Raw genomic sequence first — 25,233 nt, forward strand, 5'->3', positions numbered from 1 at the left:
GTTCAGCAGCAGTCATTGCGAGCGCAGCGAAGCAATCCAGAGTCCTTCCGCAGAGGCAGTCTGGATTGCTTCGCTACGCTCGCAATGACGAGGAAGCTACAGCGGCCCGGCTCGATATTCCCTATTCGCCAGGCTCGCCTCCTCCAGATCCAGATCGCGCTCGATCCGCCGCCGCGTCTCGTCGGTGATCTGGCCGTCGCGCAGCAGCTTGTGGATGAATTTGCGCTCGGCGGCGATCAGGTCGCGGGTCAGAGCGATGCCGGCGGCAGAGATGTCGTGACGGTTGGGATCGAGCGAGTCCGGGAGCTGGTTGAAGCGGATCTCGTGGCGGGCGCGCAGCAGCCGCATCACCTCGTCGGAAACCTCTTTTTCCGCCGTGAGCGCGTCGAGCGATTTCAGCGCGGCCTCCAGCGCCTGACGGCGCGCGGCGATCTCCGCTTCGTGCTCGGCGGCATGCTCGTGACGACCGGCTTCGGCGACGCCGAGCCACCGCACGATCGGCGGCAGCGTCAGGCCGACGCCGATCAGCGTCACGAAGATGACACCGAAGGCGACGAACAGGATCAGGTCGCGATACGGAAACGCCTCGCCATTCGGCAGCGTGAACGGCAGCGCCAGCGCGGCGGCCAGCGACACCGCGCCGCGCACGCCGGTGAAGGCGAGCACGAATGGCCATTGCCATGGCGGCGAAGGATCGCGCTCGCGCAGCGACCTGGAGAGCATTCGCGGCAGATAAGTTGCGGGATAGAGCCAGGCAAAACGCGCGATCACGACGATCACCAGGACCAATGCGGTTGCGATGAGAATGTCGTCGAGCGGAAAAGTCTTTGATTTCTCGTAGAGCGCGCGCATCTGGAAACCGGTGAGCAGGAACAGCATGCCCTCGATCAGGTAGATCACGAGATCCCAGAAGAAGATGCCTTGCAGGCGCGTCGCCGAGGAGATCAGCAATGGGCCGTTCCAGCTGACGTAGAGGCCGCAGGCCACCGTTGCGATCACGCCGGAGCCGCCGACATGCTCGGGCAACCAGTACGAGACATAGGGCGTGATCAGCGACAGCGTCAGCTCGACCTGCGGATCTCCAGACCATTTGCGAAGGCGCAAGGAGAGCCAGCCGACGCCGATGCCGAAGGCGATCTCGCCGGCGACGATGAGGAGGAATTCACCGGCCGCGAGCGGCAGCGAGAAGTGGCCGACGAGGATCGCGGCGAGCGCGAAGCGGTAGAGGATCAGCGCGGTGGCGTCGTTGGCGAGACCTTCGCCTTCGAGCACGACCAGGATGCGGCGCGGCATGTTCAGCCGGCGCGCGATCGCGAGCGGCGCCACCACATCGGGCGGCGCGACGATGGCCCCGAGCAGGAAGCCGACGGTCCAGGGCAGGCCGATCATGTAGTGTGTGGCGGCCGCCACCATCGCCGTGGTGAAGATCACGGCGCCGACCGCGAGCAGCACGATCGGACGCAGGTTCTTCTTGAATTCGCGCCAGCTCATCGCGACGCTGGCCGAGTAGATCAGTGGTGGCAGCACCACCAGCAGCACCAGCTCCGGCGGCAGCTCCACAGTCGGCATGCCCGGCACGAAAGCGAGGCCGACGCCCGCCAGCATCAGCAGGATGGCAGGGGCGACGTTGAAGCGTCGCGCGGCCAGTGCCACGCCTGCCAGCGCGGCCAGCAGGATGAGAAAGGTCTGAAACTTCGCTTCCATGATGGTCTGTCTTGACCCGGAAGCGACGGCTAGGTCAATGCGCGGCTCACGCCAGCCGTTCGGCCACCATCCGCCCAATCCGCGCGAACGCGGATGTGATCTGCGCCGCGCTCGGCGTGCCGCCCTGGGTATAGGCCGCGATCAGGATCGGCGTATCCGGCTTCGGCCAGGCGACCGCGATGTCGCCCGAGGCGTCCTTGCCGTTGTTGCCGGTCTTGTCGCCGATCTTCCAGCCTGCCGGGAGTCCGCCACGCAGGCGATTTGCGCCGGTCTTGCAGTTCACCATCCAGTCGGTGAGCAGGGCCCGCGAAGCAGGCGACAGCGCCTCGCCCGCGACCAGCCGGCGCAAATTTCTCGCCATCGCTGCCGGCGTCGTGGTGTCCCGGGGGTCGCCGGGTTGCGAGCGGTTGAGCTCGGGCTCGTTGTGGTCGAGCCGCGAGGTGGTATCGCCGAGCGACCGCCAGAAGGCGGTCAGCGCGGCGGGGCCGCCGATCCGCGCCAGCAGCAGATTGGCGCAGGTGTTGTCGCTGAGCTCGACGATGGCCTTGCACATCTCGCCGACCGACATCTTGCCGGCCGCGAGATTTTCCCTCGCCACCGGCGCGTATTCCAGCAGATCCGACTGGCCATACCGGATCATGGCCGCGAGTTGCTCCTCGCCGCGATCGACCCGCGCCAGCACGCTGGCGGCGAGCGAAGCCTTGAACGTCGAACACATCACGAACCGTTCGTCGGCGCGCCAGGAGAGCTTCTTGCCGGTTGCGAGATTCTCCGCATAGAGCCCGATCCGCCCGCCGCTCTCGCGCTCGTAGGATTCGAATTCTGATGGGGCATCCCCGGCGAGCGCAGGGGAGGCGGCCAACCAGGCGAATGAGGCGAGCAGGGAGCGGCGGTCGACAAGCATGGTGATTTCCAGGCGCGCAGGGGTGGGAGATGGAGCGGACGCTGCATCCGCGTCGTCATTGCGAGCGCAGCGAAGCAATCCAGACTGTCTCCGCGGTGAGATTCTGGATTGCTTCGCTGCGTTCGCAATGACGGAGAATTGGATAGCGAGTGCGTCCGAATTCGGGCAGCAGGACGGCGCCTGTCAGTCCCTCAAATCATATCGGTACGACTTCGACACGATCTGCCAGCCGTCGGCGAGCTTCATCGCCACGAGATAGTCGGTGAAATAGCGCGGCGGCAGCTGGCAGCGCACCTTGATGAAAGCGGTCTTATCGTCCGAGCGGTCGATGGTGACGATGAAGTCCTCGCGCGGCTTGCCTTCGGCCTTGGCCGAGGCGCGCTTGCGCACGCGGTCGAGCCAGTCCGGCACGGTCAGAACCTGGAGCTCGCCCTTTTCGACCCAGCGCAGATCGGCGGAGGGATGGAAGATGGCGCCGAGCTTGTCGGCGTCGCCCTCGTAAAGTCCGTCAAAATAGGATTGCACGACGGCTTCGACGCTCGACCGGTCCTGGCTCATGGATCGTTCCTTTGCATGATGGCTTCGGGCCAACTTAGTCGTACACGTCGAAATGCGCTATGGGTGTGTCAGCGATTTGCGTGAAGGCGTCACGATGACAGAATCAGAAAATTCGAACGCTCGCATTCTTGTCGGCGAATGCTTTTGCCGCGCCGTGCGCTTCGAGGTGGCCGATGCGTTCGCCTATGCGATGAACTGCCACTGCTCGAACTGCCGGCGCACCACCGGTGCCGCCTTCAAGCCCTTCGCCGGCATCCGGCAAGACAGGCTTCGTATTGTCAGGGGTAGCGACCTCCGGATGATTTTCGGCGACGACACCACCCATGACGCGCATTGTGGCCGCTGCGGCTCGCTGCTCTATTCCCGGGTCCGGGAAGGAGAGTGGGTCCACGTCGCCATGGGAACCCTGGTCGATGCCCCCTCGATCCGGCCGAGCGCCCATATTTTCGTCGGCTCGAAGGCGCCCTGGCATGAAATTGCGGACGATCTGCCGCAATATCGGGAGCACGTCGGGGTTGTCTGACGGAACCCGGTCCGCACCGCCATCCGTTGGCGAACCGCGACAGCGCTGGCGCGACAAACAAGAGAGGTCGTACGGCCTGCCGCCGGGGTCCGCTTCGTGACCTCCATCACAAGCGCCGGCGGAGGATGTTGCTAAAGCGGTCCCAAAGGGCCGGACGGCCTGGAACCATCGGAAGTCGTGTCATGCGCAGCTTGCTCAGACTTTGTCCGCTTTTCGTCGCCCTCGGCCTGATGTTCGGCGCCGGGCCTGCTTTTGCCGGAAAGCGCGTGGCGCTGGTGCTGGCCAATTCGGCCTATCAGCACGCGCCCTCGCTCGCCAATCCCGTCAATGACGGGTCGGTGATGGCCAAGACCCTGAAGGAGGCCGGCTTCGACGTCGTCGACTCCCGGCACGATCTGTCGGCGCTGGAGACACGGCGCGTGCTGCGCGACTTCGCCGACGCGACCCGCGACGCCGAAATCGCCGTGGTCTACTACGCCGGCCACGGCATCGAGGTGGAGGGCTCGAACTATCTGATCCCGGTGGATGCCAAGCTCGAGCGGGACACCGACGTCTTTGACGAGGCGCTCTCCCTCGACCGTGTCCTGGTCGCGGTCGAGCCCGCCAAGCAATTGCGTCTGGTGATCCTCGATGCCTGCCGCGACAATCCGTTCAGCAAGCGGATGAAGCGCACGGTCGCTTCGCGCGGCATCGGCCGGGGCCTCGCCCAGGTCGAGCCGTCCAGCCCCAACACGCTGATCGCCTATTCGGCCAAGGCCGGCTTCACCGCGCAGGACGGCGACGGTGCCAACAGCCCGTTCACCATCGCGCTGTCGAAGCATCTGACGACGCCGGGCCTCGACGTCCGCCGCGCCTTCGGCTTCGTGCGCGACGATGTCCTGAAGTCCACCGGCAACAAGCAAGAGCCGTTCGTCTACGGCTCGCTGGGTGGCGAGGACGTGCCGCTGGTGCCGGTCAAGCTGGCGCCGGCGGCGCCCGTAGCCAATCCCCAGGCCGATATCCGCCGCGACTACGAGCTCGCGCTCCAGGTCGGCAACCGTCCGGCGTGGGAAGCTTTCCTCGCCCAGCATCCCGACGGGTTCTATGCGAGCCTTGCCAAGCTCCAGCTCGAGAAGATCGGCGCGGAGCAGGCGCATGCGGCGGCGATCGCGAAAGCGAAGCAGGCCGAGGCCGAGCGCGACCGCCTTGCTGCGCTCGGCGCGCAGAAGGATGCGCAAGCCAGGGCCGCGGCCGATGCGAAGGCCGCCGAGCAGGCGCAGCTTGCTGCGCAGAAGGCGAAGGAGCAGGCCCAGCAGCAGGCCGCCGCTGCCGAGCAGCAGCGCGTCAACCTCGCCGCCACGGCGCCGGGCGTTGCGCCGGGCAACACCACGAGCGCCGCCGGCACCAACGTTGCCGCGCTCACCCCGGCGACCGCGCCGGCCGACCTCAACCGCTCGGTGCAGAGCGAGCTCGGCCGCGTCGGCTGCTTCTCCGGGCAGGCCGACGGCAATTGGAATACGTCCTCGCAGCGGTCGCTGTCGCAGTTCAACCGCTATGCCGGCACGAAGCTCGACGTGAAGGTGGCGAGCACCGACGCGCTCGATGCGGTCAAGGCCAAGCCATCACGGGTCTGCCCGCTGGTCTGCGAGCACGGTTTCAAGGCCGAAGGCGACAAGTGCACCAGGATCGTTTGCGGCAACGGCTATGTCCTGAACGACGACAATGAATGCGAGAAGAAGCGCGCGGCCAAGCCCGCGTCAAAGCCCGCGACCTCGCGGCGCGACGACGGCGAGGACCGCCCTGCGCGGCAGCGGGCCGGTGCTGCTGCGGGTGGCTACGGTGCAGCCGCGGCGGCTGGCGCGGGCCGTGCCTCGAGCGGCAGTGGTCAGATCTTTTGCAACGCTCTGCTCTGCCGGCCGGTCAGGCCCGGTTGCCGCCTCGTTTATCGCGGCGGCGGCGGCCCCCACGTCGACGCCAATGTCGAGGTCTGCAACTGAAATGGCACGGCTTTCCTGACCACTCGAACAATAACCTAAAGCGCGATGACGATTCATCCTGATCGCATCGCGCTTTAGCTCAGTTCTTCCGCTCGGCCACGAAACGCGCGGCGGCCTGCAAAATTGCGGCGCGGTCGCCGAAGATCGAGACGGCGCTGTCGGCGCGCGCGAGCAGGTCGCGCACGCGCTGCTTGGCGCCTTCGATCCCGAGCTGGGTCACGAAGGTGGTCTTGCCGAGCGCGGCATCGGCGCCGGCCGGCTTGCCGAGCGCGGCCGCATCGCCCTCGACGTCGAGCAGATCGTCGGCGATCTGGAAGGCTTCGCCGAGCGCGCGGCCGTAATCGTCGAGCGCCTGATATTCCGCCTTCGAGGCCTGGCCGAGGATCGCGCCGGCAATGCAGCCGTAGCGCAAGAGCGCGCCGGTCTTCATCTGCTGGATACGGGCGACGTCGATCGGCTCGTTGCCGCCAAAGCGGCCTTCGCCGGCGAGATCGAGGATCTGGCCACCGACCATGCCGCCGATGCCGGCGCAGCGCGCCAGTGCACGCGTCAAGAGCAGCCGCACATCGGCGTCGCGATGGACCTCGTCGCGGGTGATGATATCGAAGGCGAGCGTCAGGAGGCCGTCGCCGGCGAGGATCGCGGTGGCGTCGTCGGTTTGCTTGTGCAGGGTGGGGCGGCCGCGGCGCAGGTCCGAATTGTCCATGGCCGGCAGGTCGTCATGGATCAGCGAATAGCAATGGATGCATTCGAGCGCGGCGCCCACGAGCAGGGCCGCCTCGCGCGGCACGCCGAACACGGCGGCGCTCTCGACCACCAGGAACGGCCGCAGGCGCTTGCCGCCGTTCAGGCTCGAATAGCGCATTGCGTCCATCAGTCGCTTGGGCCGGGCGATTTCGTCATGCAGGATGTCGTCCGACAGCAGGCGCCCGAGCAGGGCTTCGGTGTCATCAGCGGTCTTGTCCAGACGTTTGGCGAAATCGGACGGGGACGTGCCGGTCATCAAGAAGGGCTCCAGAACTAAAATTCGGCGGGACAATCCTTTATGCGCCCGCGCCAGTCAATCGTTTGGAAGGCCTAAAAAGTGCTGGAAAAGGCCCGAATTATCACAGACTTAATGCTCCAGCCCGTGGCCGCTCGTCAGTTCGTGCCGGAAAGGTCGATTTGCGCATCGTCAAAATCCTGCTGGTGGTGCTCGCGCTCGTGGTCCTCGCGCCCTATGTGATCGCGCCGTTCTACCGCACCGGCCACCCAGTTTCGACGCTGATGGCCTGGCGCAGCCTGCGGGGCGCGCCGATGCAGCGGGAGTGGATCGATCTCGCTGATATGTCGCCCTCTCTGCCGCGCGCGGTGGTGGCGGCCGAGGATGCCCATTTCTGCAAGCATCACGGCATCGATTGGGGGGCGCTGCGCGAGGCGATCGACGACGCCAGGGAGGACGGCACCGCCTTCCGGGGCGCCTCCACCATCACCCAGCAGGTCGCGAAGAACCTGTTCCTGTGGCAGGGGCGCGACTTCGTTCGCAAGGCGCTCGAATTCCCGCTGGCGCTTTGGATCGACCTCGTCTTGCCCAAGCAGCGGATTCTCGAAATCTACCTCAACATCGCCGAGCTCGGCCCGCAGGGGCAGTTCGGGGTCGAGGCGGCCAGCGCCTATGCCTTCGGCAAATCGGCCGAAAGCCTCTCGCCCCGCGAGGCGGCGCTTCTGGCCTCGATCCTGCCGAATCCGGTCAAGCGCAGCGCCCGGACCCCGGGACCGGGCGTCCGGCGGCTGGCAGCCACCTATATGGCGCGGGGGCAGGCGAGCTCGCTTGCGACCTGTTGGCGGGAAAATCGCTGATTTTTTGGCCCGTTCCGGGCGCATTTTCCGGCCCAAGAGTCTAGCTTTACAGCCAGCCTTCCTCTATAAGCGCGGCCTTGATCGGCATTCAGCTCGCCTCGTTATTTGCGGGTGCTGAGCCGTCCCTTCGCGGACGATGCCCTGATGACACCAATCCCTAGAGGATATTGAAATGGCCGTTCCGAGAAGAAAAACCTCGCCGTCGCGCCGTGGCATGCGCCGCTCGGCGGACGCCATCAAGAAGCCGACCTATGTGGAAGACAAGGACTCCGGCGAGCTCCGTCGTCCGCACCATCTCGACCTCAAGACCGGCATGTACAAGGGCCGCCAGGTCCTGAAGAAGAAAGAGTCCTGAAGCCAGGATCTTTCTCGGGCGGGAGATCGACCCGCCCGATTCGGCCAACCCATGAGATAGACGGTGACGGCGGCGGAGCGGATGCTTCGCCGCTGCATTGTTCTGTCTGGATATCTTGATCGAGAAGGCATCAAGCCGATGGTCGGTTTCCCGCTGCTCCTGATTCCGCTCGCGGTCTACAACATCATCGCCTTCCTGATGCCGACCGTGTCCTTCACGGACGTGCTGTTCAAGGTGCCTATGGTGTCCGGAGAGGTCTGGCCGGTCACGCTCGCCGATCTCCTGCTCGCGCTCGGCATCGTTCTGCTGCTGCTCGAGGTGGTCAAGGGTGCGCGGCCGGGCTCGAAATTCCTGATGGATCATTTGCTGTCGCTGATCATCTTCGGCGCGGCCGCTGCCGAATTCGTGATGTGGCCCAAATTCGGCAACTCCACCTTCTTTTTGCTGGTGCTGCTGGCGATGGCGGACTTCTTCGCTGGCATCGCCCAGCGCACGCGCCGCCGAGTCACCTATGTCGCCGAGACCACGGTGCCGGCCCCTCGTAAGGCCAAGCGCAGGGCCGAAGCGCCGGCGGAAGACGTGGAGTCCGAGCGCAAGTTCGAGCCGGTGATCGCGCCGCAGCCGGCGCCGGCCGCACCTACCGCGCAATCCGTCGCCGAATCCGTGCTGATGGATCACCCGGCGCCCAAGCCCGTGCAGGGCGCCCCCTCGCCGGAAATTCCCTCGCCGCAGCTGCAGCCGGGGAACGGCACGCCGTCTTCCGACACGCCGCCGCGCTGATTTCTCTGAATTGGCTCGCATCTCACCGCCGCGGCAGTGTGCTCCCTTGCCCCGTTCTTACGGGGAGTGGGTTGGGGTGAGGGGCCTCTCTCCGCGGATGCGATAGCCGCGGGACCTGTACCCCCTCACCCGGATCGCACCGGACGATGCTTCGCATCGCCGAGGCGATCCGACCTCTCCCCGCAAGCGGCGAGAGGTAAGAAGCGCGCTCTCACTTCAATCAATCTTAAGCTACCTGACGCGTGCGCGCGCTGACGGTTCCGAGCGGGCGCTTGCTGCCATAGGCCATCAGCGCATCCTCGGAGGAGGCGCGGCGGAGCCGGCTCGTTTGCGGCAGCTGCTCGGCATTGGCGATCAATTGTGTGACGAAGCTCGGATCGGGGCGGGGCAGGGGCACCTTATGGACCCACCGCAACGTCGGCATCAGCGGCACCAAGGCCGTGCCTGTGCCGTTGTCCGCCGCGTCCGATCGATCAGTACTCAACATCGCAATCACCGTTGATCCGGCGAAACTGTCGCGTTTCGAGACGCGGGGGCCGGCGCGAGTCCTGTACTCGCAAGGCCTATGCCGGCCGGGCCGATTTGGTTCCGACGCCTTCGGAAACGTGGTTTCCAAATTGTTTATCAACTTTGCCTAGGTTCGGCAGCGAATCTGGCTCTATCCTGTGCCGGCTCAGGACTTCTCCACTGTCCCGAAACGAGGCGACTTTGACCCCTGGATTGCCGCAAGCCTCCGACATCCTGGCCGCGCTCGGTCAGGCCGTGTTCGCCTGGGACATCGCCAGCGATGCCATCGTCTGGGGTGAGCAGGTCAGCGCCGTATTCCCCGGCATTCCCGCCGAGCGGCTTTCGACCGGCGCCGAATTCGCCAAGCTGATCGAGCCCGCGCAAACGCTGCGGACGGCGGCGCTGGCACTGACGTCCCCGGTGCACGGCGCCGACGGCACCCCTTACCGAATCGAGTACGGCGTGCGCATGAGCGCCTCCGATCCCGTGATCTGGATCGAGGAGACCGGCCGCTGGTTCGCAGGTCCCGACGGCCGTCCCACGCGAGCGATCGGCTCGGTCCGCATCAACAATGAGCGCCACGCCCGGGACGAGGAATTGAGCAGGCTGGCCCGGCTCGATCCGCTGACCGGCGAGCTCAACCGCTCGCATCTGATCGCGGCGCTGGCCGAGGCGATCGAGGAGACCACGCGCTTCCGCTCGACAGCGGCCTTCATGCTGGTCGGCATCGATCATCTCGCCCGCGTCAACGATGCTTTCGGCTTCGACGTCGCCGACGCCGTGATCCTCGACGTCGCCAAGCGCATTCGCGCGCGCCTGCGCGGCGGCGACGTGCTGGGGCGCTTCTCCGGCAACAAGTTCGGCCTGATCCTGAAGAACTGCACCGTCGACGACATGAACGTGGCCGCCGAGCGCTTCCTCGCCGGCATCCGCGACGAGGTGGTGCCGACCAAATCCGGTCCGGTCTCGGTCACCGCCTCGATCGGCGCGGTCAGCCTGCCGCGTTATGCCCGCAACACCGACGAGGCCGTCAACCGCGCCCATGAGACGCTGGACGCCGCCAAGCGCCGCCGCTCCGGCTCGTTCGCGGCCTGGCGTCCGGATGCCGCGCGCGACGCACAGCGCCGCGTCAACATCCGCGTCACCGACGAGATCGTCACCGCGCTCAACGAGCGCCGCATCAGGCTCGCCTATGAGCCCGTCGTCTCGGCTGTCTCGCGCGAGCGCGCATTCCATGAATGCCTGGTGCGGATGGACCAGGGCGACGGCCAGGTGCTGCTCGCGCCCGACATCGTGCCGGTCGCCGAACGGCTCGGCCTGATCCGCCTGGTCGATCACCGCGTGCTCGAGCTCGTGGTCGCCGAGCTCGCGGCGGCGCCCGACGTCTGCCTCAGCCTCAACATCTCGCCGGATACGACCATGGATCCGGACTGGTGGGCGGGGATCGAATCGCTGATGCTGGCCCATCCCGGCGTCGCCGAGCGGCTGATCGTCGAGATCACCGAGACGGTCGCGATCCAGGACATCGACGACGTCCGCGCCTTCGTCAGCCGCCTCAAGCATTTCGGCAGCCGCATCGCCATCGACGATTTCGGCGCCGGCTACACCTCGTTCCGCAATTTGCGCAAGCTCGGCGTGGACATCGTCAAGATCGACGGCGCCTTCGTGCAGAACATCACCCATTCCGCCGACGACCGCGCCTTCGTGCAGACCCTGATCGACCTCGCCCGCCGCCTCGACATCAAGACCGTCGCCGAATGGGTGCAGGACGACGAAGCCGCAAACATGTTGCGCGACTGGGGCTGCGACTACATCCAGGGCCGCCTGATCGGACTGGCATCGGCGGAGCGCCCGTGGGGCCTGCCGTCGGATGCGCTGCCTGCGGCGGGCTGAGATGCCGTAGGACCTCCTAGCCTTGGTCAAGAGGTTTCGTGCCTTAATGCAACAGGGTAGCGCGGTGGGTTAGCCGAAGGCGTAACCCACCACTTTACTCTCCGCGTCGAGAGAGAAGCGGTGGATTACGCCTTCGGCTAATCCACCCTACCGACTACGAGATCTTCTCACGCCCCCTCGTCCAGCGCCACCAGCTCGCGCTTCTTACGCAGCGACGGCAGCAGCGGCGCGATCAGCAGCACCAGGGCAAACACAAGACACACTGCCGAGATCGGCCGCTGCACGAAGGTCCAGAGATCGCCCTGCGACAGGATCAGCGACTTGCGCAAATTGTTCTCCATCATCGGACCCAGCACGAAGGCCAGCACCAGTGGCGCCGGCTCGTAGCCGAGCTTGCGCATGAAATAGCCGATGATCCCGAACGCGATCATCACATAGACGTCGAACACGTTGTTGCTCGAGCAGTAGACGCCGAGGATCGTGAACAGGATGATCAGGGGGAACAGGATGTTGTAGGGCAGCTTGAGCAGCTGCACCCACATGCCGATCATCGGCAGGTTCAGGATCAGCAGCATGACGTTGCCGATATACATGCTGGCGACGATGCCCCAGAACAGGCCGGGGTTCTGCGTGATCATCAGCGGGCCCGGCTGCAGGCCGTGAATGACGAAGGCTCCGAGCAGCAGCGCCATCACCACGTTCGGCGGGATGCCGAGCGTCATCAGCGGAATGAAGGCGCCGCCGGCTGCGGCGTTGTTCGCCGATTCCGGGCCGGCGACGCCCTCGATCGCGCCGTGGCCGAACCTTTCAGGGGTCTTCGACAGCCGCTTCTCCAGCGCGTAGGACGCGAATGACGAGACCACGGCGCCGCCGCCCGGCAGGATGCCGAGGAAAAAGCCGAGGATGGTGCCGCGGCCGACCGGACCGGCGCTCGCCTTCCAGTCCTCCTTGCTCGGCAGGAGATGGGTGATCCTGGTGTTGATGACGTCGCGCTTGATCGCCTGCTCGGTGTTGAGCAGCACCTCGGCGACGCCGAACAGGCCCATCACCACGGGCACGAGGCCGATGCCGTCGATCAGCTCCATGCGGCCGAAGGTCAGTCGCGGCTGCGCGGTGATGCTGTCGAGCCCGATCAGCCCGAGCACGACACCGATGCACGCCATCAGCAATGCCTTCGGCATCGATCCCTGGGTGAGGAAGGTGAGCACGACGAGGCCGAGCACCATCAGGCTGAAATACTCGGCCGGGCCGAAAGCAATGGCGAGACTGGCGAGCTTCGGCGCCACCAACATCAAGGCGACCAGCGCAAAGGTGCCGGCAGCGAAGGAGCCGAATGCAGCAATGCCGAGCGCGGGGCCCGCGCGGCCCTGCTTCGCCATTTGGTGGCCGTCGATGCAGGTGACGACGGAGGCCGCCTCGCCGGGGATGTTGACCAGGATCGAGGTGGTCGAGCCGCCATACATCGAGCCGTAATAGATGCCGGCCATCATGATGATGCCGGATTCCGGCGTTCCCGACAGTGTCACCGGTAGCAGCAGCGACATCGCCGAGATCGGGCCGATGCCGGGCAGCACGCCGACCAGCGTGCCGATGAAGACGCCGATGAAGCAATAGAGCAGGTTGACCGGCAGCAGCGCGACGCCGAATCCATGTGCCACGTTGACAAGCGTATCCATGGCGTCAGCCGATCCCGAACAGGCCTGACGGCAACTGGATCAACAGCAGCCGCTTGAGCACCCACCACATGCCCAATGGCACCAGCACCGCGATCGGAATCGCCAGCGTCCAGCGCACCGGATCGATCAGCCGCAACAGCAGCAGCATCAGCGGGATCGATGACAGCAGGAATCCCAGCGGCTCCAGCGCGAACGCGAATGCAGTGAGGCAGGCGATGAGGACAAGCGGCTTGCTCCAGCGCACGTTCTCCCAGCGCGAGGCCAGCGTCGGCCCACCCTCGGTGATCGCCGAGACGATGATCGCGCTCGCGAACACGCACATCAGGATGCCCGTGTAGAACAGCACATAGCCGGAGCCGGGATCGTTGATGGTGCCGAGCCTGAGCTTCAAGCCCGACCAGATCACGAAGCCGCCGAGTGCGAGCCCGATCAGCCCGCCCCAGAGTTCGGAGTTGCTGAGGCGGAGCTTGACGTTGGTTGGATCGTTCATCGATTCTCTCTCGTGCCCCGGACGCAGCGCAGCACCGCAAGTTGCGTTCACGCACGTCTTCGACGTGCTATGGCAGGTGCGCTGCAAAGCCGGGGCCCATGCGTGTGGGCGAAGAAGATGGGTCGGGGCACTGCGCAGCAGCGTTGCACGCTGCAGCGCGTCCGGGACACAAGCAGCGCGGTCTTACTTCTTCGCGAGCCCGAGCGTTTCGATCACTTTGCGCTCGGATTCCGTGACCTCGACGATGAATTTCTTGTAATCCTCGGTGTTCTTGTAGTTCGGCACCATGTCGTATTTGGCGAGCGTCGCCACCACCGCGGGGTCTTCGACCGCCTTCTTGAAGGCGTCGTGCAGCTTGGCCACGATCTTGGGATCCATCCCTTTCGGTCCTGCAATGCCGAACGGGGAATCATAGACCATGGGATAGCCGAGCTCCTTCAGCGTCGGCACGTCGGGATAGTTCGGCGAGCGCGCGCCGGTCCACACCATCAGGAGCCGCAGCTTGCCGGCGTCGACCAGCGGCCGCCATCCCGTGGAATCAGCCTGCAGCATGGTGTGCTGTCCCAGCACGGCGGCGTTGGTCTCCGCGCCGCCCTTGAAAGGGACCTGGGTCAGCTTGATGCCGGACATCGCGGCGATCTGCTCCATGCCGATATGCAGCGAGGTGCCGGCGCCGGGCGTGGCATAGGTCACCTTGCCCGGATTCGCCTTTGCGAACTCCACCACGTCCTTCCAGCTCTTGAACTGCGATTCCGCGCTCGTGGTCACGCCGAAGGTGTAGCCGGTGAGATGGACGATATAGGTGAAATCCTTTGCCGGATCCCACGACACCTCCTGCATCAAGGGCAGGCGAAACACGGTGATCGGGATCTGCGAGATGGTATAGCCGTCCGGCTTCGCCGCCGCCGCCATCGTCGCCGGCCCGACCGTGCCGCTGCCGCCGGCCTTGTTGTCGATCACGATCGGCTGGCCCAGCACCTTCGAGGCGCTGTCGGCGATCGCGCGCATCGAGAGATCAGTCGATCCGCCGGCCGGCCAAGGCACGATCAACGTGATCGGCTTCGTTGGATAGTCCTGCGCATTGACCGCCGTGGAGAGCAATAAGCCCATGACGGCGTGCACCGCGGCAAATGCAATCGTCTTCAGCCCGTATCCCGACATCGAAAGCCTCCCTCGCGGCGGCCTCTCTGGGGGCGCCGTCTCTCGTTGCGAGGCGATTGTTCCTGAATTTGACGGAGAAGAAAAGCGTGTTGCGCGCATCGATGTGCGGCCGTCGGTCAGCTAACGCCGACAGAGCCGACCTCTGCGACAATTCGTCGTTTGGCCGCGTGCCGAGAGGCGGAATTTGAGCGGCCGAAGCGGTCAGGCCACCCGCCGGACCGTGTTCAGCGTCTCGATGGTGCGGCCGACTTCCGAGGCGAGACACGGCTTGCCGAAATAATAGCCTTGGACCGCGGTGCAGCCGCATTCGCGGACGAAGTCGAGCTGTTCCTCGGTTTCCACGCCCTCCGCCGTGGTCTCGACGCCGAGCACGGAGCCGAGGCTCGCGATCGTTCTGACGATGGCAACGCTCTCCGGGCTTTCGCCGAGCGTGCCGACGAAGGAGCGGTCGATCTTGATGCGGTCGAATGGAAACTTGCGCAGATAGCTCAGGGAGGAATAGCCGACCCCGAAATCGTCGAGGCTGACGCGCACCCCGAGCGCGCGGAGCTGGTGCAGGATGTCGATGGTCGCCTTGCTGTCGTCGAGCAGCGCCGTCTCGGTGACCTCGAGCTCGAGCCGCTGCGGCGGCAGGCCGGCTTCCGCAAGCGCGCTCGTGACCATCGCCACCAGGCCGCGGGAGCGGAATTGCACCGGAGACAGGTTCACCGCGACGGTGACGCCGGGCCAGGACGCGGCGGTGGCGCAGGCCGTGCGCAGCACCCATTCGCCGATCGGAACGATCAGCCCGTTCTCCTCCGCAATCGGGATGAACTCGGCCGGAGAGACGAAGCCGCGCGAGGGATGCTTCCAGCGCAGCAATGCCTCGAAGCCGGTGAGCTCGGAGGAATCGAGCCGCATCTGCGGTTGAAACACCAGGTGGAATTCACGCCCTTCCAGCGCGCCGACCAGGTCCTGCTCCAGCGCGTGCCGGCTGCGCGCCTGTTCCTCCATCTCGGGCTCGAACAACTGATAGGCTCCGCGCCCCTTGGCCTTGGCCTGGTAGAGCGCGAGGTCGGCGCATTTCATCAGCTCATCGGCATCGAGTCCGTGATCGGGCGCGATCGCGATGCCGACGGAGACGCCGACATGGATCGACTGGCTTTCCAGCGGCGGCGGATGACCGATGATCTCGACCAGGCGGCGGGCGAGCGCCTCGGCCGATTGCGGCTGCGGCCCGCGCTGGAGCACGGCGAACTCGTCGCCGCCAAGCCGCGCGACGGTGTCGTGCTCGCCGACATTCTCCTTGAGGCGCGCCGCGACCCAGCGCAGCAGGCGGTCGCCGGCGGCGTGGCCGAGGCGGTCGTTGACGGTCTTGAAATTGTCGAGGTCGAAGCACAGCACGGCCATGGCGCCGCCGGCGATCGCGACCTGGTTCAGCCCCTCGCCCATCTTCTCGCGGAACAGCGTGCGGTTGGGCAGGTCGGTGAGCGAATCGTGCCGCGCCATGTGCGCCACCCGGGCCTGGGCCTTGTGGCGCTCGGTGACGTCCTCATAGGTCACGACCCAGCCACCATGCTCCATCCGCTTGTGGTTGAGCTTGATGATGCGGCCGTCGTTCAAATGGCGGTGCAGCGTGTGCTCGCCCTCGCGCAGCCTCTCGACGTAGTCGGCATAGAGCTTGGCGCCGGTCATGTTCGGATGGATGCCGAGCTCGCAGGCGTGCTCCATGATGTCGCGCATCGAGACGCCTGGCTTCACGGTCTCCGGCGACAATCCATACATCTCGATGTAGCGGCGGTTGCAGACGATCACGCGCAGGCTGGCGTCGAGCATGCACAGGCCCTGGCTCATGTTGTTCAGGGCAGCGTCGAACCGGCGGTACTGCTCGCTCAGCTCCTCGATCGCACGCTCGCGCTCGGTAATGTCCTCATAGGTGGCGACGAAGCCGCCTTCGGCCAGCGCGCAATAGCGCACCGAGATCACCGTGTCGTTCGACATGCGCCGGCGCATCGGCGAGGAATCACGGCTTGCGATCCGCGCGCGGGCGGCTTTGAGGATCTGCTGCGGGCTGTATTCCGGGGAGAACGCGCCGTTCGCCATGGATCGCTCGATCAGCTCGGCGAGGTGGGTGCCGGGGCGGGTCTCCTCCGGCGACAACAGGTAGATCTTGAGGTAGGTGGAGTTGCAGACCCGAAGCCGCATGTCGCTGTCGAAGAAGGCGAGCCCGTGGGCCATGTTCTCCAGCGCCGCATCGAGGATGAAATTCTGCTGCCGCAGCGTTTCCTCGTATTGCAGCCGCTCCGTGACGTCCTCGTGCACCGTCACCCAGCCGCCGTCGGGAAGGAAGCGGGAGACCGCCTGCACCATCCGTCCGTCGTAGCGCATCACCAGCAGCGTCTTCGGCTTCCTAGTGCGCACGTCCTCCAGCCGGTTCTGGTAGAATTCGTCGCCCGACATGCCCGGCAGGTTGCCGCGCGACATCCAGTGCTCGATCACCGTGGAATGCGCGACGCCCGGCTTCACGATCTCGGGGTCGAGGTTGTAGAGCTTCAGGAACCGTTCGTTGCAGACGACGACACGGCTGTCGACGTCGTACATGATCAGTCCGTGCGACATGTTGGCGAGCGCGTGCTGGCTGCGCTCGGTCTGCACGCGCAGTTCCGCTTCGAGCCGGGCGAGGCGGGTGACGTCATCGCAGATCGTCATCCAGCCGCCGCCGGGGAGCGGCTTCAGCTCGAGCGACATAACGAGGCCGCTCGCCAGCATTTGCTCGGTGCGGAACGGCTTGCCCGCGGCGATCTGCGCCATCCGCCTCGAATACAACGCGTCGAGCTGGTCTTGCGGAAAGTTGCCGCGGCTTGCGCTGTGCGCGAGCACCTCGCAATAGCTGGTGCCGACCCGCACGATTTCGGCCGACATGTCGAACAGCGTGAGATAGCGCTGGTTCGTCACCACGATCCGGTTGTCGGCATCGTAGACGCAGACGCCCTGTTCCATGTGGTCGAGCGCAAGCTGGCTCAGCGCGACCAGGGCGCCTGGGCCCTGCTCACGGCCTGTACCAAGCTCGCTGTCGCGGGTCGACATCATGGGGTCGGTGGGGCCTCGGCCAGCAATAGACTGAATGCAACCTAATTCAGCCGCCGAGGCTAGCGAACAGGCCGGAAAATTCCCTTAAGCGCTGTAGTTTACGGAGGATGACCGGCGATGGTGAGCGCACGCGTAAACGGCCCGCTGCCAAGGCGATAGGCCGTAGCTCCGGACGAGCGCGGCGATATTCCCGCTCCGCTCGTACAGATTTACAGCGCCGGGCGTTGCTCTACGGCCCGTACAGCACGAGCTCCGTGTCGGTGAGGTCGCCGAGCTGTGGCTGGTGCGGGCCCCTGAAGTATTTTCGGCCGCGCCGCTCGGTGTAAATGCCGACGAGACCGGGAACCGGACCGTTGGCATCGACGGCCACCGCGATCTTGCCGAGCCGCAGCAGCAGCCGTCCGATGCGGCCGGCGCATTCGGCAAATTCTGCGGTGCTCCGGCAATAGATCAGCTTCATGGCGGGCGGTGCGATGAAACCGCGGCGGATGCGCACCGGTTGCAGGATGAAGGGGAAGGTTCCCTTCGGCGTGCGGCACACCAGACTGAGGCAATTGTAACGCGCATGTCGCGTCAAAAGCTCGGTCTCCGCCTCGGAAAGCCCCTTGATCTCCTTGGCGTGCGGCGGAATGACCTCGATCTCGTTCCAGCGCGGGACGCGCGCTAGCGCAGGGACCGAGAAGAATATGCCGCGGCAATAGGCGCGAAAGCCCTGCGTCTCGATGATTGGCCAGGTCCACTGCGCCGGGCTGATGTTGAAATAAGTGACGTGCTTGTGCCGCTGGGCGATCTTGGTCAGCAGCGGCGCGTAGTTGCGGTAGGCCGGGTCGACATACCAGCTCGACAAATTGCACCGGATGGCGGTCTCTTCGCCCTCCTTGCGTGAGGTGTAGATCAAGAGCAGCACGCCGACCGGCCTGCCGTCGTCGTCGAGCATGTAGCCGAAGCGCGGATAGCCCTCCGGCACGGCCCGGAAGGCCTGCCGGCGCAGACCCTGGATCCAGTAGTCGCGTGAACGGCCGACGAAGCCGCGCGTCAGCAAGTCCGCGATCTTATCGACGTCGGACTCGGTGATCTCGCGGCATCGGACCTTGGTATGGATCACGCTCGTCTTGCCCGTGGAAATGGTCGGCCTCGTGCGTTGCTCTAGCGCCAGCCTTCGCCATGGGCCTCGGCCGCGACAGGCGACTGCAGGCTCAGGACGTCCCGCACCTTGGCGGGCCAGGCGGAAAGATCGGTACCGTGAGTGTGGAACATGGCGACGGCCAGACGGTCCATGCCGAAGGCAACGCAGCCGGTGTGGGCCGGCTCGCCGTTGGCGTCCTGGATTCCCCAGGTCGTGCCGAAATGCTCGCGGTGATAGTTGAAGCTCATGCACGCCGTCGGCTGCTCTTCCGAGCGCAGCGGGATGAGCAGCTCGAACTTGAGCTGCTGCTGCTTCTGGCTCACCGCCTTCATCTGGCCGACCCGGCCGAAGAACGGATCGCTGGCATAGTCGACGCGGAAGCTGAGGCCGAGGTCGGTCGCGATCTTCTGCGCGCGCACCATCCAGCGCTCGCGGAAATCGGCGACATCGTCGGGGCTGCCGATGCAGACATATTCGCGCATGCGGAACGATTGCAGCCGGTCGAGATGCTTCGACGGCTCGCGGCGGAAGCAATCCGCGGCAACGTCGAAGCGCAGCCCGCCCTTCGGCAATGGGCCGCGGCTCGCCGCGATCGGATAGACCGGATAGCAGGCGGCCGGCGACAGCACGAGATCAGCCGGCGACAGCGAAGTCGTCCAGTCGCCGCCGGCATCGAAGCGGCTCACCGCGGCGTTGATCTCGCGTTCGGTGCCGTGCAGGCCGCAGACGCAGCCGAGCAGGTTGGGAAAGCTCTTGAGATAGCCGGACTTCTCCAGCTGCGAGCGGCTCATCACCGGCGGGAAGCGCATCACCTCGGTGCCGGCCTCGCGATGACCGGTGATCAGCGCGGCGAGCTTCTCGACGATGCCCTCATAGAGGGCGGTGCGGGCATAGACGCCATCGGCGCCCATGCGGTGGAACAGCTTGTCGGCGAGATGATCGAGCGGATCGATCATTTGCGGCGCGGTGGTGGGCGAGTCGGGGAGGACGGCAATATTCATGGTTCGATGTCCTGCTATCTCAAAATTGTTCTTGTTGAATCGGCCGCGGAGCTACGTCAGTCGCGAAGGCTCGCCGGCACCCCGCTCATCAATGTCGACGTCGCGGCATTGGCCAGGATCCGGTCGTTGTTGATCATGATCGGCGACGACAGCACGTCGCGGAGGTGGCGGCCCATCGTGAACTCGCCGTCGTTGCGATAGCCGGCAAGTCCCGCGGTGCGCATCGCGTGCATCACGGTCTCGACCGCGAGCTCGGAGGCCTGCACCTTCAAGAGCGTGATCGAGGACTGGAAGTCGAGCGAGCTCAGAGCACGCTCGTCGTGCTCGACGCGGGCGAAAGCGTCGTTATTGGCTGATATCAGCGCGCGCAGCTTGGCCAGCGACATCTTGGCGGCGGTGAAGTGCGCCGCGGCCGGGGGCATCTGTCCGCCGGACGAGCGGGCCGCCTTGCGGATGAAGGCCTGCGCGCGCGTCACCGCCGCAGCGGCGATGCCGGCCCAGGCCGACGACCAGCACAGATGCGCGAATGGCGTCATGGTCTGGGCGTGGATCTTGTCATAGGATTCCGGGAAGATGCGGTCGGCGGGGCAGTCGACCTTCAGCTCGAACCCGGTCGAGCAGGTGCCGCGCATGCCGAGCGTTTCCCAGCCCAGCGTCCGCTTCAGCGAATAATCGTCCTTGGCGAGCGCCAGCAGCACCTGGTCGGAGGCGGCGGCTTCGGTGGCGCGGCGGGCGATGGTGACGAGGCCATCGGCTTCGGCGCCGTAGGAGATCACGGTGGCGTCGCGCACCAGCGAGACGGTATCGCCGGCATGGTCGACCGCAGCCGCGCTGGCGCGGATGTTGCCGCCGTTCTGGCCTTCGGTGGTGGAGGAGGCGAGCAGCCACTGGTCGCGGGCGACCCGGCGCATCATGGTCTCCATCCAGGGGATGCCATGGCCGTGCCTGATGACGCAGGCGACCTTGGTCTGGTGCATCGCGTAGATCATCGCCGTGGACGCGCAGGCGCGTCCGAGCGTGTAGCAGATGTCGGTGACGTCATGGATCGAGGCGCCGAAGCCGCCGAACTCGACCGGAATCATCACGCCGAGCAGCTTCTGCTCGCGTGCGACGTCGAAAGCCCGGTGCGGGAAGCGGGCGTCGCGATCGACCTCGTCGGCGTCGGCCGCGGCCGCTGCGGCGGTCCGGGCGGCGCGCTCGATCAGGGAGGGACCCTGCTCGAGAAAGCTCGCCTGCATTTCGTCGACAGTGAGGACTGCTTCACGCACGTTCATGCTCGTCCGCCTCCGGTTTGCCGTTCGAGATCGCCGGCATCATTCGCGATGCCGCTTGAGGCGATCCTCCAGCCATCTTTGCTTGTGAGACGAGGCTACGGATTTAATTCAAATTCGTCGATGAAATAGAGGGTAAACAAAACCCAATTCCGAACGAACAGTTAAGGTCCGGTTGTTCGCATCGCCGGATTTTCCGGCATCGCGTTAGGACTCTGGAAGAAGGTTGGATTTCCGACAATCTGAGTCATCGTTTACTAAGAAACGCGAAGTATTGGTGCCGCCCATTGCAGGACCGGCAGCCCGCACCCATCGTAGCCGGCAGTCCGGTCCGCCTCCGATAGTCAGATGGGAATTTGCCGATGCAGGCCTTTGATACCGTTTTGCGCAATCGCATCATCAAGCTGGTGAAGGGCATCCTCGAACAGAATTCGCTCACCGCGAACGTTACGCCTTCGGCCAAGCTCGTCGATATCGGCCTGACCTCGATGGACATGGTCAATCTCATGCTCGGCGTCGAGGCCGAATTCGACTTCACCATTCCGCAGTCCGAGATCACGCCGGAGAATTTCCAGTCCGTCGAGACGCTGGAGCGGATGGTCGCGATGCAGCTCCAGCCGGCGACCGCGGCTTAACAGGGGCGCATCTCCCCCCGTTCCAAATCCGCCGCAAAACTGGCATAGCTTAACCATGTCACATTTGGCGGACAGGGTGGAGCAGGCATGACGCAGGCGGTATTGGGCATCATCGGCGGCTCGGGCATCTATGACCTGCCCGGCTTAGAGGGTGCGCGCGAAGAGGTGATCGAGAGCCCCTGGGGCGAGCCGTCGGCTCCTTTAAGGCGTGGCTCCATCGCTGGCCTGCCGATCGTGTTCCTGCCCCGGCATGACAAGGGGCACCGGCTGTCCCCCTCCGACATCAATTATCGCGCCAACATCGACGTGCTGAAGCGCGCCGGCGTCACCGATTTGATCTCGCTCTCGGCCTGCGGCTCCTTCAGGGAGGAACTGCCCCCTGGGACCTTCGTTCTCGTCGATCAATTCGTCGATCGCACTCACAAGCGCGAGAGCTCGTTCTTCGGCCGCGGCTGCGTCGCGCATGTGTCGATGGCGCACCCGGTCTCGCCGCGGCTGCGCATCCATCTGGCGGCCGCCGCGGAAGCCGAAGGCATCGCGATCGCGCGCGGCGGCACTTATGTCTGCATGGAAGGGCCGCAATTCTCCACTTACGCCGAAAGCATGACCTACAAGACGCTGGGCTACTCGGTGATCGGCATGACCAATATGCCCGAAGCCAAGCTCGCCCGTGAGGCGGAGATCTGTTACGCCACCGTCGCAATGGTGACGGATTTCGACTGCTGGCATCCCGACCACGATGCGGTCACTGTGCAGGACATCATCCGCGTGCTGAATTCGAACGCCGACAAGGCGAAGGCGCTGGTGGCGCGGTTGGCCAAGGATTTTCCGCGTGAGCACGAGCCGTGCCCGATCGGTTCGGACCGTGCGCTCGACACCGCGCTGATCACGGCACCCGAGGCGCGCGATCCCGAGCTCCTGAAGAAGCTCGATGCGGTGGCCGGGCGCATCCTGCGAGCGTGAGACGCAAGAAAAACGAAAAGGCAGAATGCCATGAAGGTCGACGGCAAGCATTTCCGCAGCATCTGGCGCGAGCGCGACGGCTGGTCGGTCGGCGCGATCGATCAGCGCCGGCTGCCGCATGAATTCGTCATTGCGCGGCTGACTTCGTGTGAAGATGCGGCCGTTGCTATACGCGACATGCTTGTGCGCGGCGCGCCGCTGATCGGCGCCACCGCCGCCTACGGCATGGCGCTCGCGATGCGCGAGGACGCTTCCGACGCCGGGCTGCAACGCGCTTATGACACGCTGGTCGTGGCGCGGCCGACCGCGATCAATCTGAAATGGGCGCTGGACGAGATGCGCGCGGCGCTCGCGCCGATCGACCCGGTGGAGCGGGCGGAAGCGGCCTATGCGCGCGCCGACGAGATCGCCGAGCAGGACGTCGAGATCAATCGCGGCATTGCCGACAACGGCCTGAAGCTGATCGAGGCGACCGCGGCGAAGAAGCCGGGCGAAGTGGTCAACGTGCTGACCCATTGCAACGCCGGCTGGCTCGCCACCGTCGACTGGGGCACGGCGACGGCGCCGATCTATCTTGCGCATGAGCGCGGCATCAAGGTCCATGTCTGGGTCGACGAGACGCGTCCGCGCAACCAGGGCGCCTCGCTCACGGCCTGGGAGCTTGGCCATCACGGCGTGCCGCACACGGTGATCCCGGACAATACCGGCGGACATCTGATGCAGCACGGCATGGTCGATCTCGCCATCGTCGGCACCGACCGCGTCGCCGCCAATGGCGACGTCTGCAACAAGATCGGCACTTACCTGAAGGCGCTTGCCGCGCATGACAACGGCGTGCCGTTCTACGTCGCGCTGCCGTCGCCGACGATCGATTTCGCCGTTCATGACGGCATCCGCGACATCCCGATCGAGCAGCGCAGCGGCGTGGAGGTCACCGACATGACCGGCCGCACTGCCGATGGCCGGCTGGAGACGGTGCGCATCGTGCCCGAAAACTCGCCGGTCGCGAACTACGCCTTCGACGTGACCCCGGCGCGGCTCGTCACCGGTCTCATCACCGAGCGCGGGGTGCTGAAGCCGGATCGTGCGGCGCTGGCCGCGGCGTTTCCGGAGCGGACCTCTGCTGCGGCGAAGTAGATTTGGTTGGGCGATATCTCGCCACAACCGTCATTGCGAGCGCAGCGAAGCAATCCAGACTCCCTCCGCGGAAAGACTCTGGATTGCTTCGCTGCGCTCGCAATGACGGCGTATGTCGAACTACCCCAGCTTCAGCCCGGTCGCCGTCTCCAGCTCCGCAATCGCCTGCGCCCCGCTCGTCACCTTGATCGTGGTCATGCCCATCTGACGCGCCGGCTTCAGGTTGACGCCGAGATCGTCGAGATAGACGCAATTGTTCGGGTCGACCTTCAGCGTCTCGACCATCATCTGGTAGATGCGTGGATCGGGTTTGCGCAGACCGATCTTGGCGGATTCGATGACGTGATCGAACAGCACCATGACTTCGGCGATGTAGAGAGAACGTCCCGTCATGCTGCCGATCGCGTTGGCCGGCAGATTGTTGGTGATGCAGCCGGTCTTGAATTGCGCCTTGATGCGCTTCAGGGCCTCGACCATCTCCGGGCGCAGATCGCCCTGCAGCAGCGGCAGCACGTCTCGGCCGCGCACCTCCGCACCGAGCGCGAGCGATTCGGCGGCGAACAATGCGTCGAACGTCTCGATGTCGACCTCGGCCCGCTCGAATTTGGCCCAGGCGTTTTCCAGATGATTGGCGGCGTTGGTGCGCCGGATGATATCGGCGGGCAGGCCGCGCTCGGTCTCGAACCGCGTGAACGCCTCGAAGGGCGAGCTCGTCAGCACGCCGCCGAAATCAAAGATCACCGCCTCGATCGCCAATGTCCTGCCCTCGTCAATTGCTTTCCAAGAGGGCTAGCATGCGCTATCGGCAAGAGCCAGTCCGAAGCAATCGCCCGCCTTCATCGATGCCGATGCGTGTTCCCATGAAGAAGCTTGCCACCCTCATCGCAGCTACGCTGCTGCTCGCTGCGCCCGCTCACGCCATCGTCGGCGGCGGCACGCCGCAGGCAGATGGCGTCGCCCGCGCCGTCGTCACCATCGTCGGCTCGCGCGGCAATTTCTGCACCGGCAGTCTGATCGCCCCGAGGCTGGTGTTGACGGTCGCCCATTGCGTGCAGCCGGGCGCGGATTACAAGGTGGTCGATCGCGGCGGCGACGGCCAGCCGCAATTGCTGAACGTGCGCACCGTCGCGATCCATCCGAACTTCAACATGCAGGCGATGCAGGCGCATCGCGCCACCGCCGACGTGGCGCTGCTGCAGTTGGAAATTCCACTGAAGGGAAAATCCACGGTGACGGTCGGCATGCCCACGATTCCAATTCAGGTCGGCAGTCGCTTCGTCGTCGCCGGCATCGGCGTCACGGTTCTCGGTGATGGCAAGAGCGGCGGCACCACGCGCGTGGCCGGCCTCGTTGCAACCGGGCAGCCCGGCACGCTGCAGATTCGTCTGGTCGATCCCGTAACCAACGGTGTTCGCGGCGGAATTGGCGCCTGCACCGGCGATTCCGGCGGCCCCGTGTTCGAGGACAGGTCGAACGGTCCCGTGCTCGTCGGCCTCATCAGCTGGTCGACAGGACCGAACGGCGCCGCCGGTTGCGGCGGCTTGACCGGCGTGACGCCGCTGACGCTCTATCGCGACTGGATCGTGCAGACCGCGCGGAGCTGGGGTGCGGCACTGTGATTTGACCGCGACTTGATCTATGTCATTTTGAAGCGGAGGCGCGGCG

Annotated in this window: 23 protein-coding genes; 10 read left to right on the plus strand and 13 right to left on the minus strand. The window is 65.4% G+C overall.

All coding sequences use genetic code 11. The features are described 5' to 3' along the window. Positions 1-96: 96 nt before the first annotated feature. The 3 genes from I6F24_RS28440 to I6F24_RS28450 form a co-directional block, all read right to left on the minus strand. Positions 97-1,704, minus strand: a complete 1,608-nt coding sequence (locus I6F24_RS28440; protein ID WP_225152330.1) for a Na+/H+ antiporter — start codon at positions 1,702-1,704, stop codon at positions 97-99. Positions 1,705-1,750: 46 nt separating this feature from the next. Beyond that, a complete protein-coding gene (gene bla, locus I6F24_RS28445) occupies positions 1,751-2,608 on the minus strand; it encodes a class A beta-lactamase (protein WP_225152332.1) in 858 nt (285 codons plus the stop codon). A gap of 183 nt (positions 2,609-2,791) precedes the next feature. Continuing rightward, positions 2,792-3,166, minus strand: coding sequence for a nuclear transport factor 2 family protein (locus I6F24_RS28450; protein ID WP_225152335.1), 375 nt, complete (start codon positions 3,164-3,166; stop codon positions 2,792-2,794). Positions 3,167-3,260: 94 nt separating this feature from the next. Between I6F24_RS28450 and I6F24_RS28455 the strand changes: the two genes are divergently transcribed. Together I6F24_RS28455 and I6F24_RS28460 are read left to right on the plus strand one after the other, a co-directional pair. Next, entirely contained in the window at positions 3,261-3,689 is a 429-nt protein-coding gene (locus tag I6F24_RS28455; RefSeq protein WP_225152384.1) for a GFA family protein, read from the plus strand. 182 nt (positions 3,690-3,871) lie between these two features. Further along, positions 3,872-5,665 carry a caspase family protein gene (locus I6F24_RS28460; RefSeq protein WP_225152337.1) on the plus strand — a complete coding sequence of 598 codons (1,794 nt, stop codon included), beginning with the start codon at positions 3,872-3,874 and terminating at the stop codon, positions 5,663-5,665. Positions 5,666-5,744: 79 nt separating this feature from the next. Here I6F24_RS28460 and I6F24_RS28465 read toward each other — a convergent pair whose 3' ends face one another. Further along, positions 5,745-6,668 (minus strand): polyprenyl synthetase family protein, encoded by a 924-nt coding sequence (locus I6F24_RS28465; RefSeq protein ID WP_225152339.1) that lies wholly within the window; start codon positions 6,666-6,668, stop codon positions 5,745-5,747. Between the two features lie 161 nt (positions 6,669-6,829). Here I6F24_RS28465 and mtgA point away from each other — a divergent pair, with 161 nt between their 5' ends. From mtgA to I6F24_RS28480, 3 genes are all read left to right on the plus strand, one after another. Beyond that, the gene (mtgA, locus tag I6F24_RS28470; protein ID WP_036002223.1) at positions 6,830-7,504 is read left to right on the plus strand and encodes a monofunctional biosynthetic peptidoglycan transglycosylase; all 675 of its coding nucleotides are present in this window, start codon (positions 6,830-6,832) and stop codon (positions 7,502-7,504) included. A gap of 172 nt (positions 7,505-7,676) precedes the next feature. Further along, positions 7,677-7,859 (plus strand): 50S ribosomal protein L32, encoded by a 183-nt coding sequence (gene rpmF, locus I6F24_RS28475; RefSeq protein ID WP_007598106.1) that lies wholly within the window; start codon positions 7,677-7,679, stop codon positions 7,857-7,859. Positions 7,860-7,997: 138 nt separating this feature from the next. Next, positions 7,998-8,639, plus strand: coding sequence for a hypothetical protein (locus tag I6F24_RS28480; RefSeq protein WP_036002287.1), 642 nt, complete (start codon positions 7,998-8,000; stop codon positions 8,637-8,639). Between the two features lie 226 nt (positions 8,640-8,865). Here I6F24_RS28480 and I6F24_RS28485 read toward each other — a convergent pair whose 3' ends face one another. Next, on the minus strand, positions 8,866-9,126 hold the full coding sequence (locus I6F24_RS28485; RefSeq protein WP_036002219.1) for a hypothetical protein: 261 nt from the start codon (positions 9,124-9,126) through the stop codon (positions 8,866-8,868). Positions 9,127-9,347: 221 nt separating this feature from the next. Here I6F24_RS28485 and I6F24_RS28490 point away from each other — a divergent pair, with 221 nt between their 5' ends. Next, on the plus strand, positions 9,348-11,039 hold the full coding sequence (locus I6F24_RS28490) for a bifunctional diguanylate cyclase/phosphodiesterase (protein ID WP_109142101.1): 1,692 nt from the start codon (positions 9,348-9,350) through the stop codon (positions 11,037-11,039). Positions 11,040-11,206: 167 nt separating this feature from the next. Here the strand turns inward: I6F24_RS28490 and I6F24_RS28495 are convergent, their stop codons facing one another. The 7 genes from I6F24_RS28495 to I6F24_RS28525 all read right to left on the minus strand — a co-directional run bounded on the left by I6F24_RS28495 (position 11,207) and on the right by I6F24_RS28525 (position 20,836). Next, positions 11,207-12,715: a tripartite tricarboxylate transporter permease gene (locus I6F24_RS28495; protein ID WP_036002213.1), complete on the minus strand. Its 1,509-nt coding sequence runs from the start codon at positions 12,713-12,715 to the stop codon at positions 11,207-11,209. A 4-nt stretch (positions 12,716-12,719) separates the two neighbouring features. After that, positions 12,720-13,205, minus strand: coding sequence for a tripartite tricarboxylate transporter TctB family protein (locus I6F24_RS28500; RefSeq protein ID WP_036002211.1), 486 nt, complete (start codon positions 13,203-13,205; stop codon positions 12,720-12,722). A 183-nt stretch (positions 13,206-13,388) separates the two neighbouring features. Further along, positions 13,389-14,366, minus strand: a complete 978-nt coding sequence (locus I6F24_RS28505) for a tripartite tricarboxylate transporter substrate binding protein (RefSeq protein WP_036023927.1) — start codon at positions 14,364-14,366, stop codon at positions 13,389-13,391. Positions 14,367-14,567: 201 nt separating this feature from the next. Beyond that, complete coding sequence (locus tag I6F24_RS28510) at positions 14,568-17,435, minus strand: PAS-domain containing protein (RefSeq protein WP_225152341.1); 2,868 nt, start codon at positions 17,433-17,435, stop codon at positions 14,568-14,570. Between the two features lie 229 nt (positions 17,436-17,664). Further along, positions 17,665-18,540 carry an acyl-CoA acyltransferase gene (locus I6F24_RS28515; protein WP_036023925.1) on the minus strand — a complete coding sequence of 292 codons (876 nt, stop codon included), beginning with the start codon at positions 18,538-18,540 and terminating at the stop codon, positions 17,665-17,667. A 41-nt stretch (positions 18,541-18,581) separates the two neighbouring features. After that, positions 18,582-19,562 (minus strand): amino acid--[acyl-carrier-protein] ligase, encoded by a 981-nt coding sequence (locus tag I6F24_RS28520; RefSeq protein ID WP_225152344.1) that lies wholly within the window; start codon positions 19,560-19,562, stop codon positions 18,582-18,584. Between the two features lie 56 nt (positions 19,563-19,618). Beyond that, complete coding sequence (locus I6F24_RS28525) at positions 19,619-20,836, minus strand: acyl-CoA dehydrogenase family protein (protein ID WP_225152347.1); 1,218 nt, start codon at positions 20,834-20,836, stop codon at positions 19,619-19,621. A 359-nt stretch (positions 20,837-21,195) separates the two neighbouring features. On the opposite strand from I6F24_RS28525, the gene I6F24_RS28530 reads away from it, so the two are divergent. The 3 genes from I6F24_RS28530 (at position 21,196) to mtnA (ending at position 23,568) form a co-directional block, all read left to right on the plus strand. Beyond that, positions 21,196-21,468, plus strand: a complete 273-nt coding sequence (locus I6F24_RS28530) for a phosphopantetheine-binding protein (RefSeq protein WP_036002155.1) — start codon at positions 21,196-21,198, stop codon at positions 21,466-21,468. Between the two features lie 87 nt (positions 21,469-21,555). Beyond that, positions 21,556-22,431, plus strand: a complete 876-nt coding sequence (locus I6F24_RS28535) for an S-methyl-5'-thioadenosine phosphorylase (protein ID WP_057025947.1) — start codon at positions 21,556-21,558, stop codon at positions 22,429-22,431. Positions 22,432-22,461: 30 nt separating this feature from the next. Then, positions 22,462-23,568, plus strand: a complete 1,107-nt coding sequence (gene mtnA, locus I6F24_RS28540) for an S-methyl-5-thioribose-1-phosphate isomerase (protein WP_225141268.1) — start codon at positions 22,462-22,464, stop codon at positions 23,566-23,568. Positions 23,569-23,688: 120 nt separating this feature from the next. On the opposite strand, the gene I6F24_RS28545 is transcribed toward mtnA, so the two are convergent. Beyond that, positions 23,689-24,324 (minus strand): HAD-IA family hydrolase, encoded by a 636-nt coding sequence (locus I6F24_RS28545; protein ID WP_036002146.1) that lies wholly within the window; start codon positions 24,322-24,324, stop codon positions 23,689-23,691. A 104-nt stretch (positions 24,325-24,428) separates the two neighbouring features. On the opposite strand from I6F24_RS28545, the gene I6F24_RS28550 reads away from it, so the two are divergent. Continuing rightward, on the plus strand, positions 24,429-25,187 hold the full coding sequence (locus I6F24_RS28550; protein WP_036002143.1) for a trypsin-like serine protease: 759 nt from the start codon (positions 24,429-24,431) through the stop codon (positions 25,185-25,187). Positions 25,188-25,233 lie beyond the last annotated feature (46 nt).

This window comes from Bradyrhizobium sp. BRP23, assembly GCF_020194135.1.
Lineage (GTDB): Bacteria > Pseudomonadota > Alphaproteobacteria > Rhizobiales > Xanthobacteraceae > Bradyrhizobium > Bradyrhizobium yuanmingense.

Coding starts and splice junctions, on each gene's coding strand:
- I6F24_RS28440 (WP_225152330.1), bottom strand. CDS start 1,704: ATGGAAGCGAAGTTTCAGACCTTTCTCATCCTGCTGGCCGCGCTGGCA.
- bla (WP_225152332.1), bottom strand. CDS start 2,608: ATGCTTGTCGACCGCCGCTCCCTGCTCGCCTCATTCGCCTGGTTGGCC.
- I6F24_RS28450 (WP_225152335.1), bottom strand. CDS start 3,166: ATGAGCCAGGACCGGTCGAGCGTCGAAGCCGTCGTGCAATCCTATTTT.
- I6F24_RS28455 (WP_225152384.1), top strand. CDS start 3,261: ATGACAGAATCAGAAAATTCGAACGCTCGCATTCTTGTCGGCGAATGC.
- I6F24_RS28460 (WP_225152337.1), top strand. CDS start 3,872: ATGCGCAGCTTGCTCAGACTTTGTCCGCTTTTCGTCGCCCTCGGCCTG.
- I6F24_RS28465 (WP_225152339.1), bottom strand. CDS start 6,668: ATGACCGGCACGTCCCCGTCCGATTTCGCCAAACGTCTGGACAAGACC.
- rpmF (WP_007598106.1), top strand. CDS start 7,677: ATGGCCGTTCCGAGAAGAAAAACCTCGCCGTCGCGCCGTGGCATGCGC.
- I6F24_RS28480 (WP_036002287.1), top strand. CDS start 7,998: ATGGTCGGTTTCCCGCTGCTCCTGATTCCGCTCGCGGTCTACAACATC.
- I6F24_RS28485 (WP_036002219.1), bottom strand. CDS start 9,126: ATGTTGAGTACTGATCGATCGGACGCGGCGGACAACGGCACAGGCACG.
- I6F24_RS28495 (WP_036002213.1), bottom strand. CDS start 12,715: ATGGATACGCTTGTCAACGTGGCACATGGATTCGGCGTCGCGCTGCTG.
- I6F24_RS28500 (WP_036002211.1), bottom strand. CDS start 13,205: ATGAACGATCCAACCAACGTCAAGCTCCGCCTCAGCAACTCCGAACTC.
- I6F24_RS28505 (WP_036023927.1), bottom strand. CDS start 14,366: ATGTCGGGATACGGGCTGAAGACGATTGCATTTGCCGCGGTGCACGCC.
- I6F24_RS28510 (WP_225152341.1), bottom strand. CDS start 17,435: ATGATGTCGACCCGCGACAGCGAGCTTGGTACAGGCCGTGAGCAGGGC.
- I6F24_RS28520 (WP_225152344.1), bottom strand. CDS start 19,562: ATGAATATTGCCGTCCTCCCCGACTCGCCCACCACCGCGCCGCAAATG.
- I6F24_RS28525 (WP_225152347.1), bottom strand. CDS start 20,836: ATGAACGTGCGTGAAGCAGTCCTCACTGTCGACGAAATGCAGGCGAGC.
- I6F24_RS28530 (WP_036002155.1), top strand. CDS start 21,196: ATGCAGGCCTTTGATACCGTTTTGCGCAATCGCATCATCAAGCTGGTG.
- I6F24_RS28535 (WP_057025947.1), top strand. CDS start 21,556: ATGACGCAGGCGGTATTGGGCATCATCGGCGGCTCGGGCATCTATGAC.
- mtnA (WP_225141268.1), top strand. CDS start 22,462: ATGAAGGTCGACGGCAAGCATTTCCGCAGCATCTGGCGCGAGCGCGAC.
- I6F24_RS28550 (WP_036002143.1), top strand. CDS start 24,429: ATGAAGAAGCTTGCCACCCTCATCGCAGCTACGCTGCTGCTCGCTGCG.